The sequence below is a fragment of the Micromonospora sp. WMMD708 genome (assembly GCF_049315245.1).
Lineage (GTDB): Bacteria > Actinomycetota > Actinomycetes > Mycobacteriales > Micromonosporaceae > Micromonospora > Micromonospora wenchangensis.
On the sequence record NZ_CP186060.1, the window covers coordinates 84413 to 99890 of the forward strand.

14 protein-coding genes, 2 tRNA genes and 1 other RNA gene are annotated in these 15478 nt (G+C 72.6%); 9 read left to right on the forward strand and 8 right to left on the reverse strand.

Annotated features, from left to right (window positions below):
* Positions 1-73: 73 nt before the first annotated feature.
* A complete protein-coding gene (locus tag ACN260_RS00340; protein ID WP_422756574.1) occupies positions 74-535 on the forward strand; it encodes a nucleoside deaminase in 462 nt (153 codons plus the stop codon).
* Between the two features lie 109 nt (positions 536-644).
* Here the strand turns inward: ACN260_RS00340 and deoD are convergent, their stop codons facing one another.
* Positions 645-1355, reverse strand: coding sequence for a purine-nucleoside phosphorylase (gene deoD, locus ACN260_RS00345; RefSeq protein WP_422754243.1), 711 nt, complete (start codon positions 1353-1355; stop codon positions 645-647).
* Between the two features lie 75 nt (positions 1356-1430).
* On the opposite strand from deoD, the gene ACN260_RS00350 reads away from it, so the two are divergent.
* Together ACN260_RS00350 and ACN260_RS00355 are read left to right on the forward strand one after the other, a co-directional pair.
* Positions 1431-1517: transfer RNA gene (locus ACN260_RS00350), tRNA-Ser, on the forward strand.
* 163 nt (positions 1518-1680) lie between these two features.
* On the forward strand, positions 1681-2469 hold the full coding sequence (locus tag ACN260_RS00355; protein WP_422754244.1) for a hypothetical protein: 789 nt from the start codon (positions 1681-1683) through the stop codon (positions 2467-2469).
* A 114-nt stretch (positions 2470-2583) separates the two neighbouring features.
* Here the strand turns inward: ACN260_RS00355 and ACN260_RS00360 are convergent, their stop codons facing one another.
* From ACN260_RS00360 to ACN260_RS00375, 4 genes are all read right to left on the reverse strand, one after another.
* Positions 2584-5118: a hypothetical protein gene (locus ACN260_RS00360; protein ID WP_422754245.1), complete on the reverse strand. Its 2535-nt coding sequence runs from the start codon at positions 5116-5118 to the stop codon at positions 2584-2586.
* 104 nt (positions 5119-5222) lie between these two features.
* Complete coding sequence (locus tag ACN260_RS00365) at positions 5223-5717, reverse strand: hypothetical protein (protein ID WP_422756575.1); 495 nt, start codon at positions 5715-5717, stop codon at positions 5223-5225.
* Positions 5718-5749: 32 nt separating this feature from the next.
* Positions 5750-6364, reverse strand: a complete 615-nt coding sequence (locus ACN260_RS00370; protein WP_422754246.1) for a hypothetical protein — start codon at positions 6362-6364, stop codon at positions 5750-5752.
* A gap of 139 nt (positions 6365-6503) precedes the next feature.
* Positions 6504-6710, reverse strand: a complete 207-nt coding sequence (locus ACN260_RS00375) for a helix-turn-helix transcriptional regulator (RefSeq protein WP_088646531.1) — start codon at positions 6708-6710, stop codon at positions 6504-6506.
* A gap of 156 nt (positions 6711-6866) precedes the next feature.
* On the opposite strand from ACN260_RS00375, the gene ACN260_RS00380 reads away from it, so the two are divergent.
* Positions 6867-7115 (forward strand): flavin reductase, encoded by a 249-nt coding sequence (locus ACN260_RS00380; protein WP_422754247.1) that lies wholly within the window; start codon positions 6867-6869, stop codon positions 7113-7115.
* A gap of 133 nt (positions 7116-7248) precedes the next feature.
* Here ACN260_RS00380 and ACN260_RS00385 read toward each other — a convergent pair whose 3' ends face one another.
* Both ACN260_RS00385 and ACN260_RS00390 read right to left on the reverse strand, forming a co-directional pair.
* Positions 7249-7944: an alpha/beta hydrolase gene (locus tag ACN260_RS00385; protein ID WP_422754248.1), complete on the reverse strand. Its 696-nt coding sequence runs from the start codon at positions 7942-7944 to the stop codon at positions 7249-7251.
* Positions 7945-8152: 208 nt separating this feature from the next.
* A tRNA-Ser gene (locus ACN260_RS00390) sits at positions 8153-8237 on the reverse strand.
* A gap of 82 nt (positions 8238-8319) precedes the next feature.
* Here ACN260_RS00390 and ffs point away from each other — a divergent pair.
* The 4 genes from ffs (at position 8320) to recR (ending at position 12352) form a co-directional block, all read left to right on the forward strand.
* Positions 8320-8409: signal recognition particle sRNA small type (gene ffs / locus ACN260_RS00395), an RNA gene on the forward strand.
* A gap of 107 nt (positions 8410-8516) precedes the next feature.
* Complete coding sequence (locus ACN260_RS00400) at positions 8517-11333, forward strand: DNA polymerase III subunit gamma and tau (protein WP_422754249.1); 2817 nt, start codon at positions 8517-8519, stop codon at positions 11331-11333.
* A gap of 109 nt (positions 11334-11442) precedes the next feature.
* On the forward strand, positions 11443-11751 hold the full coding sequence (locus tag ACN260_RS00405) for a YbaB/EbfC family nucleoid-associated protein (protein WP_422754250.1): 309 nt from the start codon (positions 11443-11445) through the stop codon (positions 11749-11751).
* A 7-nt stretch (positions 11752-11758) separates the two neighbouring features.
* Positions 11759-12352: a recombination mediator RecR gene (gene recR / locus ACN260_RS00410; protein WP_088647762.1), complete on the forward strand. Its 594-nt coding sequence runs from the start codon at positions 11759-11761 to the stop codon at positions 12350-12352.
* A gap of 83 nt (positions 12353-12435) precedes the next feature.
* On the opposite strand, the gene ACN260_RS00415 is transcribed toward recR, so the two are convergent.
* Entirely contained in the window at positions 12436-13026 is a 591-nt protein-coding gene (locus ACN260_RS00415; RefSeq protein WP_422754251.1) for a hypothetical protein, read from the reverse strand.
* Positions 13027-13781: 755 nt separating this feature from the next.
* Between ACN260_RS00415 and ACN260_RS00420 the strand changes: the two genes are divergently transcribed.
* Positions 13782-15458 (forward strand): ABC transporter substrate-binding protein, encoded by a 1677-nt coding sequence (locus tag ACN260_RS00420; RefSeq protein ID WP_422754252.1) that lies wholly within the window; start codon positions 13782-13784, stop codon positions 15456-15458.
* Positions 15459-15478 lie beyond the last annotated feature (20 nt).

The window sequence follows — 15478 nt, forward strand, 5'->3', positions numbered from 1 at the left end:
GGTCGGTCCCGGGGCGACCGGGGGACTGGCCGCGCCGGATGCCGCCGGTCGCCGGCAGCGGCACGAACGGTGGATGCGCCGCGCCCTGGAGATCGCTGTGACCGGCCCGGACCTGCCCCCCGCCGACGCTTCCGCCGGGCCCGACGGGGTGGTGGGGGACGTGCCGGTGGGGGCGGTGGTCTACGGCCCGGACGGCACCGAACTGGCCGTCGGCCGCAACGAACGGGAACTGACCGGCGACCCGACCGCCCACGCCGAGGTGCTGGCGTTGCGTCGGGCCGCCGCGCGGTCGGGCCGGTGGCGGCTGGACGGCTGCACCCTGGTGGTCACCCTGGAGCCGTGCACGATGTGCGCGGGAGCGCTGGTGCTGGCCCGGATCTCGACGGTCGTCTTCGGTGCGTGGGAACCCAAGACCGGCGCCGCCGGATCGCTCTGGGACGTCCTGCGCGACCGCCGGCTCAACCACCGCCCCGAGGTGTACGCCGGGGTCCTGGAGACCGAGAACGCCGCCGTCCTGCGCGCCTTCTTCCGCTGATCCGGGCCGGGCCTGACCCGGCCGGTTTGGGGCTGCGGGGCCGATGTTGTGGTGTCCCCGCCCCGGGACACCACAACATCGGCCCCCTAGCGAGCCTGCGCGGCGGCGGTCAGGAGGCGGCGACGGTGTCCAGGGCGATCTCGACCATCTGGCCGAAGGTCTGCTCACGCTCCTGCGCGGTGGTCTTCGCGCCGGTCTTGATGTGGTCGCTGACCGTCAGCAGGGTCAGGGCGCGGGCCTTGAACCGGGCGGCGATCGTGTAGAGCGCGGCCGACTCCATCTCCACCGCCAGCACCCCGTAGTCGGCGAGGGTGTCGTACAGGTCGGGCCGGTCGGTGTAGAAGGCGTCGGCGGCGAGGATCGGGCCGACGTGCATGGTGATGCCGCGCCGCTCGGCCACCTCGACCGAGGTACGCAGCAGCCCGAAGTCGGCCACCGGGGCGTAGTCGATCAGCCCGTCGAAACGCATCCGGTTCATGTTCGAGTCGGTCGACGAGCCGATCGCCGCGATCACGTCCCTGAGCTGGAGGTCCTCGGTGAGCGCGCCGCAGGAGCCGACCCGGACCAGCGTCTTCACGCCGTACTCGTTGATCAGCTCGTGGGCGTAGATGGACGCGGACGGCATGCCCATGCCGGAGCCCTGGACGGAGACCTCCACGCCGTTCCACCGCCCGGTGAAGCCCAGCATGCCCCGCACCGTCGAGTAGCAGGTGGCGTCCTCGAGGTAGGTCTCCGCGATCCACTTGGCCCGCAGCGGGTCGCCCGGCATCAGGACCCGCTCGGCGATCTCGCCCGGCTTCGCGCCGATGTGCGTACTCATGGCAAAGATCCTGCCAGGCCGGCCCGGGGGATACCGGTGCGGCATCCGAACCGGTGTTCCTGTACCCTCGTCGGCGGTGGCGTGTCCGAGTGGCCTAAGGAGCACGCCTCGAAAGCGTGTGAGGGTTTACGCCCTCCGCGGGTTCAAATCCCGCCGCCACCGCTCGTGAGCAGCGAGAACGCCCGGTGCGATCCGCGAGGATCGCACCGGGCGTTCTCGCTGCTCATCTCAGTTCCGGATCCGGTCCGCAGGAGGTCCGGGGCCGGGATCAGGGGTTCTTTCGTGTCATGGCCTACGATCGTCGGCGGCGTGGAGGGGGCGGGGCGTGTCGGACTGGGAAAAACTGCTCACCCGGGAGTTGCAGCGGTTCCTGCCCGAGCCGCTGACGGGCGACTCGCGCAGGCCCCGCTACGCGTTCTACCACTGGGACGACATGCTCGCCGGCGAGTTCTTCGAGGACGCGGACCTCGACCGGCTCGCCGCGCTCGCCGAGCCGCAGTCGTGCGTCGTGGCCGGGAGCGGGACGAGCGGCATCGGCTGGGACCGGTGGGCGTTCGACCTCGGTCGCTCGATCTTTCCGGTCGACGATGCGGGAAAGATCGAGGCGTTGGCGGGCGGGCCCGCCGCCGATCTGCTGGCTGCGGCCCACCCGTCCGGCGGCCGGGCTGTGGTGTCCGGTGTCGAGCTGGCGCGGGTGCTGAGCCGGCACGGCGTGGCACCGGAGGACCTCGCCGAGGACGGCATGGTCATGCCGATCCACGTGCGGGTGGTAACCGACGGGAGCCTGCTCGACGCGCTCCGGGCGGCCACCTGCACGATGGACCGAGCCGGGCTGGAGCCCGCCGACCCGGACGCCGAGGTCGACCCGCAGTGGCGGGCGGCGCTGGACGGCATTGCCGACCCTGAGCTGCGTTCCCACCTGAGCGCGCTGTTTCTCGACGCCGAGTCCGCCCGTGCCTACGGCGGCGAGTACTGCGGAGCCCGGTGGCCGAGCGGCAGCGAACCGGTCCGGTCCGCCGCCGCCCGGGTCGTCGCGGGTTGGGAGTTCGGCGAGGGCCAGGCATGGTCGGTGGTCGTCGAACTGGCCGACGACCACCGACCGCCGAAGGTCTGAGCCAACCCGCCCCCCGTCCCGGCGGGCGGGGCCGTACCACGTGCTTGCGGTCGGACAGCACGCCCACCGACGGACAGTGGCGGCACGACCCATCGCCCCGGGCGTCGCGACCGGTCAGGAGGTGGCGGCGTTCCGGTGGCCCAGCCGGTAGGTGGCGGTGTTGCCGTCGGTGTCCAGCAGCACGGTGACCGGGCCGGGAGGCAGCGCGCAGGTGACAGTGCCCTGGGCGGCGCGGTCCGTCCCGCACGTCGACCGGCCCGTCCCGTCGAAGACGGTCAGCCGGGCCCGGCCGGTGCCGCTGGTGCGCGTCCAGGTGAGGGTCTGCCGGGCGGCGTGCTGGTCGGCCGGGACGGTGAAGCAGGCCGCGAGGCGGTCCGGCCCGGTGGTCACGGTGGTGTCCGTGGTGTCCCGGGTCAGCGTCGGGCAGGCTGGCGCGTCGGTCCGGGCGAAGCCCACCGTGTACGCCAGCTGCGTGACCCAGGTCTGCCCGGTGAGCAGCGCCGAGTGCGGTGCCGGGCCGTCCAGTTCGCAGCCGTGCCAGGTGTACCACCAGAGGCTGCACTCCGCCTCACCGTCCGCGTCCACGATGTCGACGTTCAGCGCGGCGTCGACGGGCAGCAGCGCGGCGATCGACGCCCCGGACGGGGTGGGCAGAGCAACGCAGTTGACCTGGCCGGAGACGTCGATCCGGCCTCGGTGCGGCGCGTCGGCCCAACCGGCGTCGGAGACGGGCGTGCACCCGGTCGGCCGCAGCGGCAGCAGGGACACCGCGAACGCGGTGGTGCTGGTGGCGTCCACGCTGGCCAGCAGGGTGTGCCGGCCGGCGGGCAGCGGGCAGCGGACCTGGGCGCAGACCGTCCGGCCGGCGGTGTCGAGGACCCGGGCGAACGTGGTCACGTTGTCGCCGTGCAGGGCGGTCACCCGGTAGACCCCGGCGGCCGGGACCTCCAGGATCCGGCACGCGACCGGGGCCGGGGTGCCGGCGGGCGCCGCACCGTAGCTGCCGGGCCGGACCGTGGGGCAGCCCACCGGGTCGGAGATCCGCCGGATACCCAACGGGTACGTCTCGGCGGTGTTCCCGCTCAACTCCCGGTACGAGATCACCCGGTAGTCGCCGTCGGCCGGGAGCACGCAGCCGACCTGGTCGGACGACTCGGTGCAGATCCGGTTTCCACCCGTGTCCTGGGTCCAGCGTGCGCCGGACACGATGACCCGTTCACCGGCCCGGCCGGTGAAGGGCTGGCAGTTGGTCTGCACCCGGGCGACCTGGCCCACCTGGAGGGCCGGTTGGTCCCAGGGGGTGTAGCCGGTGGCCGCCGCGCACCCGTCGGCCCGGTCGAGCGGGTTCAGTGCCACCTCGTACCGGTGGGTCCGGTCGGTGTAACGAGGGCTGCTGACCAGCAGGGTGTACCGGCCGGCAGCCGGCACGGCACAGACCGGGACGCCCTCCCGGGCGCAGACCTCAGCGCCCGTGGCATCCAGCACCTGCCAGTCGAAGCTGGTGGCGTCGAGGCTGACGGCGCGGACGAGTAGCGGCCGGGCCGCGTCGGTGCTGAAGGTGTGGCAGGTCGTATCGCCGGCCGGGGTCGCACCGCTGTTCACGGCGCTGCCCGGGTCGCCGTACGGGGCGAGCGGCAGGCTCTGGCAGCCCGCCGGGTCGGACAGCCGCTGCGCCTTGACCAGGTGGGTGCCCTCCTTGCCGTACTGTTCCCAGCTCAGCAGCCGGTAGGGGCCCGGTCGGTCGAGCCGGCAGTCACCGCCGCCGTAGCTCAACTCGCAGAGCGTCAGCTGCTGCCCGTCGAGGATCAGCCCCCGGATGTCCCGCGGACCGCCCGGGTCGGCGAACCGCAGCAGCGCGCCGCGCGGCTGGTCGAACAGGTGACACCGGGCGGCCGCCCCGGCCGGCAGCGTCACGGTGCTCCCCGGGGACCCGAAGTCGAACAGGTCCACCGGCAACTGCCCGCAGTTCGACGGGGTACGCGTCGACTCGGCTGCGATCGTGTAGTCGCCCCGCCCGGTGGGGTACGGCAGTTGCAGGGTGATCCGGTACGCCCCGGCGGCACCGACCCGACAGCGGTTCGCGTCCACGCCGAGCCGGCAGAGCTCCCGGCCGGTGGCATCGGTGACCCGGCCACCGACGGAGTCCCGCCCGGTGCCCCGACCGAGCTGGATCAGCAGCAGGTCGTCGGCGGCGGTGGTGGTGACGGTCCAGACGTCCTGCGCCTGGTCGACGATTGCGCCGCAGGTGGCGACCGTGCCGAGGGCCAGACCGCCGCCGCAGCGGGAGCGGGGTGGCTTGGGCTGCCGGATGACGGTGGCGGACCGGGCACGTGGCTGTCCGGTGCTCAGCCGGGCGGCCGGCGTACCCGGGGAAGGGGTCGTCGCCCGCTGCGGCGCGGCCCGCTCGGCTGCGGGGACCGGCAGGTCCCGGTCCGGCGTCTCCCGGGCCGTGGCGGGCGGCGACACCGGGTCCGATGTGGCGGGTGCCGACGGGTGGGTCGGCCCGCTGTCGGACGATCCGACCGCCGCAGCCGGGGTCGGTGCCCCGTCACCCGTGGCGATCGGGCCCACGGCCAGGGTCGAGACGAGCAGGGTGACGAGCGCGAGGCGCGGCAGTGACGTCCCGGCCCGGAATACCGGGCGGGACATGACGGTACGTGACATCTATCCCCCGTGACCTGCCACGCCGACTGCGTGGCCAGGAGATGTTCTCATCAGGACCGGTCACGGACAATCCACGTGGTGGTCGGAGTTCAGCAGGGGCTGTGGCCTTCGTCGAAGAGACGGCGGGCCCAGTCGGCGTACCCGGCGATGATCTCCCGGACGGCCGTACCGTCGTGCAGGAAGAGGTACCCCCGGTCGCCGTCGCGGGCGAGCAGCCCGTCGAACCGGTACGTCCGCTGTGGAGCGTGCAGCCGGACCGCCGACGGGTAGCGGGCCAGCACCTCCCGGACGGGGGTGCCGACGGTGATCCCCTCCGGGGTGCTCATCGGGTCGTCGAGCCAGAGCAGCACCAGCCGGCCGTCGACGAAGATCGGGCTGGCCGTACCGTGCCCGACCAGCGTCGTACCGCAGGTGTCGGCGTCGGAGTGCAGCACCCCGCGCCGGGTCAGCTCGGCCTCGGTGTCGCCGAACGCGGCCCCGGCCACGCCGTGCAACCCGACCACCTGGCTGACCCCGATCGGTCGCGCCGGAACCTCGGGACCGGACGGATGGTTGCCGCTGCCCGCAGCCGTGGCAGCCAGGATCAACGCCGCAAGAACGGCAAATTGTCGTAATTTCATGGAATCCCCCAGTCCCCAACGGGACCGGGGCGTTCAGGTTGCTGGTCGGCCGCGAATTCCTGCTCTTCCCATTCCTCGGCCAGCTCGTCCCAGTAGTCGGCGGTCAGGCCGCGCCGTCCGTGGGTCAGCCAGCCGTCCGTGTTCCGCTCCAGGTGCAGGCCAAGCTCGGCGAACGGGTCCAGCCACCGACCGGGCTCCACGCCGAGCCGGGCCAGCGCCGCGTTGATCGGCCACTCCCCGCGCGGCAGGGTGAAGGTCGAGTCGAAGCGGGGACCCCAGCTCAACCGGCCGCCCAACCAGACCGCCGACGCTTGGTGGCCGAGCCCGCCGGCGAACTCCGCCTCCAGATAGGCCACCGGACCCCGCCGCGACCAGCGGTCCAGCAACCCGCCCAGGGCCGCCGAGATCACCAGCTCGAACGGCTGCTCGGCGGTCGGTTCCCCGGGGTGGTAGTCCGGCAGCGCGCCGGTCAGCTCCTCGACCAACTGCGGGGTCACCGGCAGCAGCGCGAAATCCTGCCGCAGCGCCGCCAGCACCGCGTGATCCAGGTCGGCGGTCTGCTCGCGGAGCAGCTCGACATCCGCCACGACCGCGCTGAGCTGGTAACTCATCCGACCCCCCGCCGCCCACACCCTGTGGATAGCACATGTGTACGACGGTTCCGGGCCGTCGCGAGTGCCCGCACCGTACCGGGGTTCGCAGCGAAAGGCATGCCGGTGTTGCTGCTGCCCTGCCCTACGGGCCGGGCGGCTACTCGTCGTCTTCCGCAGGTGGGCGGGGCGGGCGGTGGTGGCGTGCCCACTCGTCCACCTCGTCCGCGTCCCAGACCGTGGTGCCGATCAGGCGGGCGAGTGGTTCGGGGAAGCCGGGTCGGCGGGTGATCTGTAGGACCCGTTGCCGCGACACGTTGAACAGGGCAGCCAGTTCGCCCGGTCCGTACAAGCGCGGTCGCTTCACCGTTCGACCGTAAGCACGGCATTGGATTGACTATCGCTCCTTGCTGATTGACAAGTGGATGCCAGGTGCGGTGAGGTAGAGATGGCCTCCGGCCCGGTGGAGGAGCTTCCCGGCGGGTCGGGGTGCCGCGAAGTTCGGACCCACCTCGGAGGCGACATGCAGAGACACGCGCCGCTCAGACCTCTCTGGATCTGCACCGCCGATGCGCTGCCCTGGCCCTGCGGGAGGGCTCGGCTCGACCTGGTCGCCGAGTACGCGGGGGAGCGGGTCAACCTCGCGGTCGACCTTGCCGAGTTGTTCCGCGAGGCAGTGGCCGACCTCACCCGGATCTGTCCCGAGCCGCCCGACCCGATCGGCACGTACCAGCGCTTCCTCGGCTGGGTGAAGACCACGCCCCGGCTCTGAACCCTCCTGGCCGCCCTGTCCTGGCACAGCTTCGGGAAGCGACGAAAGGTCGGCTCCGGATCAGGGCCGGCCCTCGCGTTGGTGCTGCTCAGACGAGCGGAGGATGAACGGTATGCGTCCCGTGCTTACGTCGTCAGTCGTGTTCGACGGCGATCTCCCGCAGCAGCCCGGCGAGCAGCTCCGGGTGGGAGAGCATCGGATGGTGCCCGGTGGCCAACTCCACCGTCCGCCCCGCCCGTGCCGCCTGGGCGCGCTGCACCTCCGGCGGGGTGGCGCGGTCCCCGGCACAGACCGCCCCCGTCGACGGGGTCGACCGCCAGCCGGCGCACCGGACCGGGGTGGTGAGCACGGCGGCGTCCTGCCGGACCAGCCGGGCCAGCGCACCCTCCACCGCCGCCGGGTCACAGTCGTGCAGGAACAGCGGCGGGACCAGTTCGGGCCGGGCTGCGAACGTGCCGTCGGGGAAGAACTCCAGGTGGGGCGCGGGTCCGGCGGGCCCGAGATCGGCCAGGGACTCACCCACGTCGGGCAGGAACGAGCTGACGTAGACGAGGTGCCGGACGTCCCCGGCGTCTGCCGCCGCAGTGGCGACCACCCCGCCGTAGGAATGGGCGACGAGGATCGTCGGCCCGCCGTCGCGCAGGACCCGACGGGTCTCCTCCACGTCGTCGTCCAGCCCTGCCGGCCGACGGGCGTCCGGCAGCTCACCGCAGCTCGGTAGCCGTACCGCGACGCTCGCCGTCCCGCCGGCCGCGAGCAGCGCGTCGACCCGGGACCACCACCACGCCCCGTCGCGTACGCACGCCCCGTGCACGAAGACGATCCGCATCGCTGCCTCCCCACCGGGCGGCCCGCCCACCGGCCCACCTGCGGTGACCCTAGAGAAGGGGACGAGGCGCGGTACGCCCGTTCTGCCACGGGCATAGCGCAGCGGGACCGGGCGCGCGGCCGGCGGGCGGGGCGCTGGACGTCGCAGGAAACGACGAAGGGCCGGCTCCCGATCGGGGCCGACCCTGTCGTTTTCCTGCTCAAGAGAGCGGAGGATACGAGATTCGAACTCGTGAGGGTTTTATCCCAACACGCTTTCCAAGCGTGCGCCCTAGGCCTCTAGGCGAATCCTCCGCGAGCCAGGATACAGGTCCCCGGCGGCCGGGCCACCCCACCACCCCCCGAAGATCCACCAGGGGTCGGGTAGGGTGGGCGGTACCTCCCGTGCGGCGGTATCTCGTGAACCTCCCCAGGGCCGGAAGGCAGCAAGGATAAGCGAGCTCTGCCGGGTGCACGGGAGGCCTTTTTGTCTCCGGCCACCGGTACCGTACCTGCGGGCCGGGTCCCGGGGTGGTGGGTGGTCACCCGCGCCCGACCGGCGCAGAATGGCTCGGTCGAGAGGAGGCGGGGCGAGTGACGCTGGCGCTCTACCGCAAGTACCGGCCGCGCACCTTCGCCGAGGTCATCGGCCAGGAGCACGTCACCGAGCCGTTGTCGCAGGCGCTGCGCAGCGGTCGGCTCAACCACGCCTACCTGTTCTCCGGCCCCCGGGGCTGCGGCAAGACCTCAAGCGCCCGCATCCTGGCCCGTTCGCTCAACTGCGAGCAGGGCCCTACCCCGGAGCCGTGCGGGCAGTGCGACTCGTGCCGGTCGCTGGCCGTCGACGGCTCCGGCTCGATCGACGTCATCGAGATCGACGCGGCCAGCCACGGCGGCGTCGACGACGCCCGTGAGCTGCGCGAGAAGGCGTTCTTCGCGCCGGCCCGCAGCCGGTTCAAGATCTACGTCATCGACGAGGCGCACATGGTCTCGTCGGCCGGTTTCAACGCCCTGCTCAAGCTGGTCGAGGAGCCCCCGGAGTACGTCAAGTTCATCTTCGCCACCACGGAGCCGGAGAAGGTCCTCGGCACGATCAAGTCGCGGACCCACCACTACCCGTTCCGGCTGATCCCGCCGAAGGTGCTCCGGCCGTACCTGGAGCAGCTCACCCAGGCGGAAGGGGTGACGGTCGATCCGGCGGTGTTTCCGCTGGTGGTGCGCGCCGGTGGCGGCAGCGCCCGGGACAGCCTCTCCGTGCTCGACCAGCTCATCGCGGGGGCCGGCCCGGAGGGGGTCAGTTATCCCCGGGCCGCCGCGCTGCTCGGCGTCACCGACTCCGCGCTGATCGACGAGATGTGCGACGCGCTGGCCGCCGGGGACGGCGCGGCGGCGTACGCGACCGTCGACCGGGTGGCCGAGGCCGGTCACGACCCGCGCCGGTTCGCCGCCGACCTGCTGGAACGGCTGCGCGACCTGATCGTGATCCAGCAGGTGCCGGACGCCGCAGGCAAGGGCCTGATCGACGGCCCGGCCGACCAGATCGAGCGGATGGCCGCCCAGGCCCAGCGGCTCGGCCCGGCGACCCTGTCCCGCTGCGCCGACATCGTGCACAACGGCCTGGTCGACATGCGCGGCACCACCGCTCCCCGGCTGCTGCTGGAGCTGATCTGCGCCCGGATGCTGCTGCCCGGCGTCGACGACTCCACCGGTGGCCTGCTCCAGCGCCTGGAACGGATGGAGCGCCGGCTCACCCTGGGTGCCGTCGACCTGCCACCGGCCGCCGCCGGCTCCGCGCCTCCCCCCGCCCCCACCGAGGTACGCCCCCAGCCGGCCCCGGCCGCCGCCGACACCCCGGCGGCTCCGGGAGCCCTCACCGGGGCGGCTGCCGCGCGGGCCGCCGCTGCCGCTGCCCGCCCCGGACCGCCCCCGCCGGCACCTGCCGCGCCGCCGTCCGATGGCGCACCGGTCGCCGACGCCGCTCCCGTACGCCGTCCGGTGCCGCCGTCGGCGGTGCTGCCCGATCCGGCGACACCCGAGCCGCCCCGACCGGGCAGCGACCCGGTGGGCGCGCTCGACGCGGTGGCCGTGCGGCGGGCGTGGCCGGAGGTGGTCGGCAAGGTCAACCGGACGAACAAGCGGATCGCCGCCCTGATGCGGGACGCCGTGGTCCGGGACCTCGACGGGGACACGCTGGTGGTGACCGTTAAGTCGGTGGTGCTGGCCAAGATGATGGCCGACCATGCCCGGGTGCTCACCGACGCGCTCTACGAGGAGCTGGGCGGTCGCTGGCAGATCCGCTGCGAGGTGGCCGGCGAGCGGGGCGGGGTGACCCCCGGTGGTCCGTCCCGGCCGGCCCGCCCGTCCGCGCCTCCCGCCGGCTCCCCGCCCGGCCCGGCCGACGGTGGCGCTCCGCGCCCGGCCTGCCCGTCTGCAGGCCCGGATGCCGGTTCCGGCCCGTCGGGCGTGGCTGGCGGCCCGGCGGCCCGGCCTGACGCTTCCCCGCCCGCTGACGCGACCAGCGCGAACGGCGGGCCCAACGCGAACGGCGCGGCGGGCGGGCCCGGCCCCGATGCCCCGCACGTGGTTCCGGGTGTTGTCGGCTACGGCCGCGCGAACGGTGCCGGTGCGGTGGACGGTTCCGGCGCGGGCGGGGCGACCGCCGTCGCGGTGCGGGGCGGTGACCCGCAGGCGCAGGGCGACGGGACAAGCCCGGCCGATGACGACTGGCCCGAGCCGGCCCGTCCCGGTGGCGAGGACGGATGGCCGGCGGCTGCCCGCCCCGGCGGGGCCGGCAGTGCGGGCGATGCCGGCGACTGGCCCGAGGCGGCCCGTCCGGGCGGCGCGGTGGCCACGGCGACGACGGCTGGCGGTGCGGCACAGCCCGGGTCGGCGGGCGGATCTCCTGCCGCCCAGGCCGGACCGGGCACGGCGGGGGCATCCGGAGCACGGGTGATGGCACCGGCGGCCGGGGCGGCGACCGCGCGTGCCGGCGGGGCGGCTCCTGCCGTACCCAGGCCTGTGGGGCAGGCGACGGCTCCGGCGCAGACCGGTGCGACCGCCCCCGGCGCGGCCCCGGTGAGCAGCGCGATCGCGGCGGCGCGGGCGGCTGCGGCGGCGGCTGCGGCCGGCACCGCCAAGGGGCCGCGGACAGCCCAACCGGCGCGCCGGACGGCGGACGCCGACTGGGCCGGTGAGCCGCCGTACGACCCGGACTACGACGGGCCGGGGCGTGCCGGTGGTCGCTCGCAGCCGGCGGCGGCCCCGGCCTACGAGGGCTTCGACCCGGGTGACGAACCGCTGGACGAGGTGATCGACGAGCGGACCGCCCGGCAGTCCAGCGAGGAGCAGGCGGTGCAGTTGCTCCGGGAGGCGTTCGGGGCCGAGAAGATCGACGAGGTGGACGCGCGCTGACCCGCCGTCGCCCGGACCGGAGACACCGGCCGTGCCCGACTAGGCTGGGCGCGGCCGAGCAGACGAGTGCGAGAAGGAGCCATCCGTGCGCCCAGGTGGACAGCCGAACATGCAGCAGATGCTGAAGCAGGCGCAGAAGATGCAGCAGCAGATCGCCAAGGCGCAGGCCGAGCTGGCCGAGGCCGAGCTGACCGGCACCGCCGGTGGCGGTCTGGTCACCGCGACCGTGTCCGGCTCCGGCGAGGTCAAGAGCATCAGGATCGACCCGAAGGCGGTCGACCCGGAGGACGTCGAGACCCTGGAGGACCTGGTCGTCGCGGCTTTGCACAACGCCGCCGAGGCGGCCAAGGAGTTGACCGACAAGAAGATGGGCCCGGTGGCCGGCGGCATGGGCGGCCTCGGCCTGCCCGGATTCTGACCCGCAGATGTACGAGGGTGCCATCCAGGACCTGATCGACGAGTTGGGGCGGCTGCCGGGCGTCGGCCCGAAGAGCGCCCAGCGGATCGCCTTCCACGTCCTGTCGGCGGACCCGGCCGACGTCACCCGGCTCGCCGGTGCGCTGCGCAAGGTCAAGGACCTGGTCCGGTTCTGCACCACCTGCTTCAACGTCGCCGAGTCGGAGCAGTGCCGGATCTGCCGCGACCCGCGCCGCACCGACGAGGTGATCTGCGTGGTCGAGGAACCCAAGGACGTGGTGGCGATCGAGCGGACCGGTGAGTTCCGGGGCCGCTACCACGTGCTCGGTGGGGCGATCAATCCGCTGGAGGGGATCGGCCCGGACAACCTGCGCATCCGTGAGCTGATGAGCCGGCTGAGCGCGGGGACGATCCGCGAGCTGATCCTCGCCACCGACCCGAACACCGAGGGCGAGGCGACCGCGACGTACCTGGCGCTGATGGTCAAGCCGATGGGCATCGCGGTCACCCGCCTGGCCAGCGGCCTGCCGGTCGGCGGCGACCTGGAGTACGCCGACGAGATCACCCTGGGTCGGGCCTTCGAGGGCCGCCGCGCGGTCTGACCCTCGCCGCCGGCCCCGGCCGGTGCAGACACGCCGATGGCCGGCACCCCGGGCGGGGTGCCGGCCATCGTGTCGTACGCGGGTCAGCTGTTCCAGTGCTCGGCGACGAGGTCGGCGGCCTGCTGTTCCCACTGGGCGTAGTGGTCGGGGTAGGCCGATACCTGGACGGTCTGGGCGGCCTTGGTCAGGGGCATGTCCTGCCAGCCGTCGACCTGCTTGAGGCCCTTGAGGAACGCGAGGGTGGCGTACTCGGGGTCGGTGATCTGCTCCACCGTGCCCCAGCCACTCGACGGACGCTGCTGGAACAGGCCCTGCGAGTCGTGGTCGTTGCGGTCGCCGAGGTGGCCGAGGTTCTCCAGCTTCGACTCCTGTAGGGCGGTGGCGATCGACACGACCGCGGCCCGTTCGTCCATGCCGGCCTTCTTCGTCGCGGCGATGATCGCCTTGACGTTGCTCGTCTGCTCGTCGTCGAGGTCGATGTGGGACTGGTCGCCCTGTACGCCGTGGGGGATCAGCTTGCCGGTGTCCACGGCCGGCTTGTCGGTTTGGACGGCGGCGACGGGGTGGGTGTCGATGGTGGGGGTGTCGTGGTTGAGCGGGCCGGCGGCCAGTCCTGCGGCGACGGCGAGACCGGCGATGCCGAGGATGCTCTTGCGCAGGATGGTGGTGTTCATGGGGTTGCTCCTTCGGGGGTAGACGCCCCGGCCCTGGCCCGTGGCGGGCTGGGTGTGCCCGTGGTGGGTGGGCGGCGCAGGGGGGCGTGGGCACCACGTCGGGGCGCTCATGCGGGGGAGGGAAGGTTCGGGGGTTTCCCGGCCGGGGTGGTGGCCGCTCGTGCCGGGGTCAGGTGTAACGACCGGGGGTCCGGGGCCATTCCCGCAGGGGTGCGGGGTCGGCCGGGTGCTGCTGCGGTCGTACGTGGGGATGTAACGACCGTCGGTGCCGGGTCATTCCGCCGGCGGCCGGGGCGTCGGGCGGCCCGGGGTGCTGCTGCGGTCGTACGGAGGGTGTAACGCCGGGGGCGGGGTCGGGATTCCGGCCCGGGGGTGCCGCCGGTCACGGGACGCGGACCCCATGACACGCACGTAGCGCCGGACCGGCGCGGAGCGTACCCCCGGAACCGGACACGGGTGCGGACGGCGACCGTCGGGGAGCCGCCTCGCGGGAGCCGGTGGCGGCGGGGCATGACGGTGGGTGACCGGTGGCGGTGACTGATTCGGATACCCGGGTGATTTACGGACAAAACCGCGACGCGTCGCTGTGACAGTCCCGTTTGTCGGGAGATCCGGCGGTGTCAGACGGAGCGCTTGGTGTCGGGTTGGTAGCGATTGCCTAACGGCCGTTCCGCTTCGGTGTGTCGTGTCATAGCCTCCCGCTCACGGACCGAGCCATGGACCGGCGTTGTTCAGGCGGATGACAGAGGTGAGAGATGCAGGCGAGAAGGCTAAGGACGGCCGTGAGCCTCGTGGCCGTTGCAGCCCTGGCGGTCGGCGCGGCCGGCTGTGCGGAGAGTGACCGCGGCGATGACAACAGTGGCGAGGCCAAGACGGGCGGCACCTTCATCTTCGCCGGTGCCGGTGACCCGAAGAACTTCGACCCGATCTTCAACGACGACGGTGAGTCGTTCCGGCCGGTCCGGCAGATGTACGACACGCTGGTCCAGCACAAGCCGGGCACTGCCGACCTGGTGGGTGGCCTCGCCGAGAGCTGGGAGCACGACCCCGAGGGCAAGGTCTGGACCTTCAAGCTGCGCCAGGGCGTGAAGTTCCACGACGGCACCCCCTTCAACGCCGCCGCGGTCTGCTTCAACTTCGACCGCTGGTACAACATGAAGGGCGCCGCCGCCCAGTCGCAGATGATCTACTACCAGGACGTCTTCGGCGGGTTCGCCAAGAACGAGGCCGAGGGTGCCGGCGAGGCGCTCTACAACAAGTGTGAGGCCAAGGACGACGGCACCGCCGTGGTCACCCTCAACAGGTACAAGGGCGCTTTCCCGGGCGCGTTCGCGCTGACCGCGCTCTCGATCGCCAGCCCGGAGGCCCTCAAGAAGGGCGACGCCGACACGGTCAAGCAGAACGGCGACTCCTTCGAGTACAGCTCGTTCGCGACCACCACCCCGGTCGGCACCGGTCCGTTCACCTTCGGTGGCTGGGACAAGGCCAAGAACGAGATCACCCTGAACCGCAACCCCGACTACTGGGGCGAGAAGGCCAAGGTCGACAAGGTCATCATCAAGGTGATCAAGGACGAGAACACGCGTAAGCAGGAGCTGCGCGCGGGCACCGTCCAGGGCATCGACTTCCCGGCCCCGGCCGACCGCAAGGCGCTCTCCGGTGAGGGCTTCCAGGTTCTCGACCGCCCGGCGTTCAACATCCTCTACCTGGGCATCAACCAGAAGAACCCGAAGCTGAAGGACCTGCGGGTACGCCAGGCGATCGCCTACGCCCTCAACCGTCAGCAGCTCGTCCAGACCAAGGGCCCGGGTGGCACCAAGGTCGCCGACGAGTTCATGCCGGACACCGTGCTCGGCTACGCCCCGGACGTGCAGAAGTACGAGTACAACCCGGACAAGGCCAAGCAGCTGCTCAAGGAGGCCGGCGCCGAGGGGCTGACCCTCAACTTCTACTACCCGCCGGACGTCTCCCGGCCGTACATGCCGAACCCGCAGGAGATCTTCACCGTCCTGGCCAACGACCTGCAGGCCGTCGGCATCAAGGTCAACGGCGTGCCGCGTCCGTGGAACGGTGGCTTCAAGGACGACGTGCAGCAGTTCGGCAAGCAGGACCTGCACATCCTCGGCTGGACCGGTGACTACAACGACCCGGGCAACTTCGTCGGCACCTTCTTCGGCCGGGGCAAGGTCGAGTTCGGCGACCAGGCCATGACCGAGATGTTCGACGCGATCGCCAAGGCCGACGCCACCGTCGACGAGGCGGGCAAGAAGGCGGCCTGGGAGCAGGTCAACCGCGACATCGCCGCCAAGTGGCTGCCGGCCGTGCCGGTCTGGCACGCCCCGCCGGCCATCGTCGTCACCAAGGACGTGCAGGGGCTGGTCGCCAGCCCGCTGACCGACGAGCGCTTCAACACGGTCAGCGTCAGCAAGTGACGTCCGTCGGCTGACGCCGT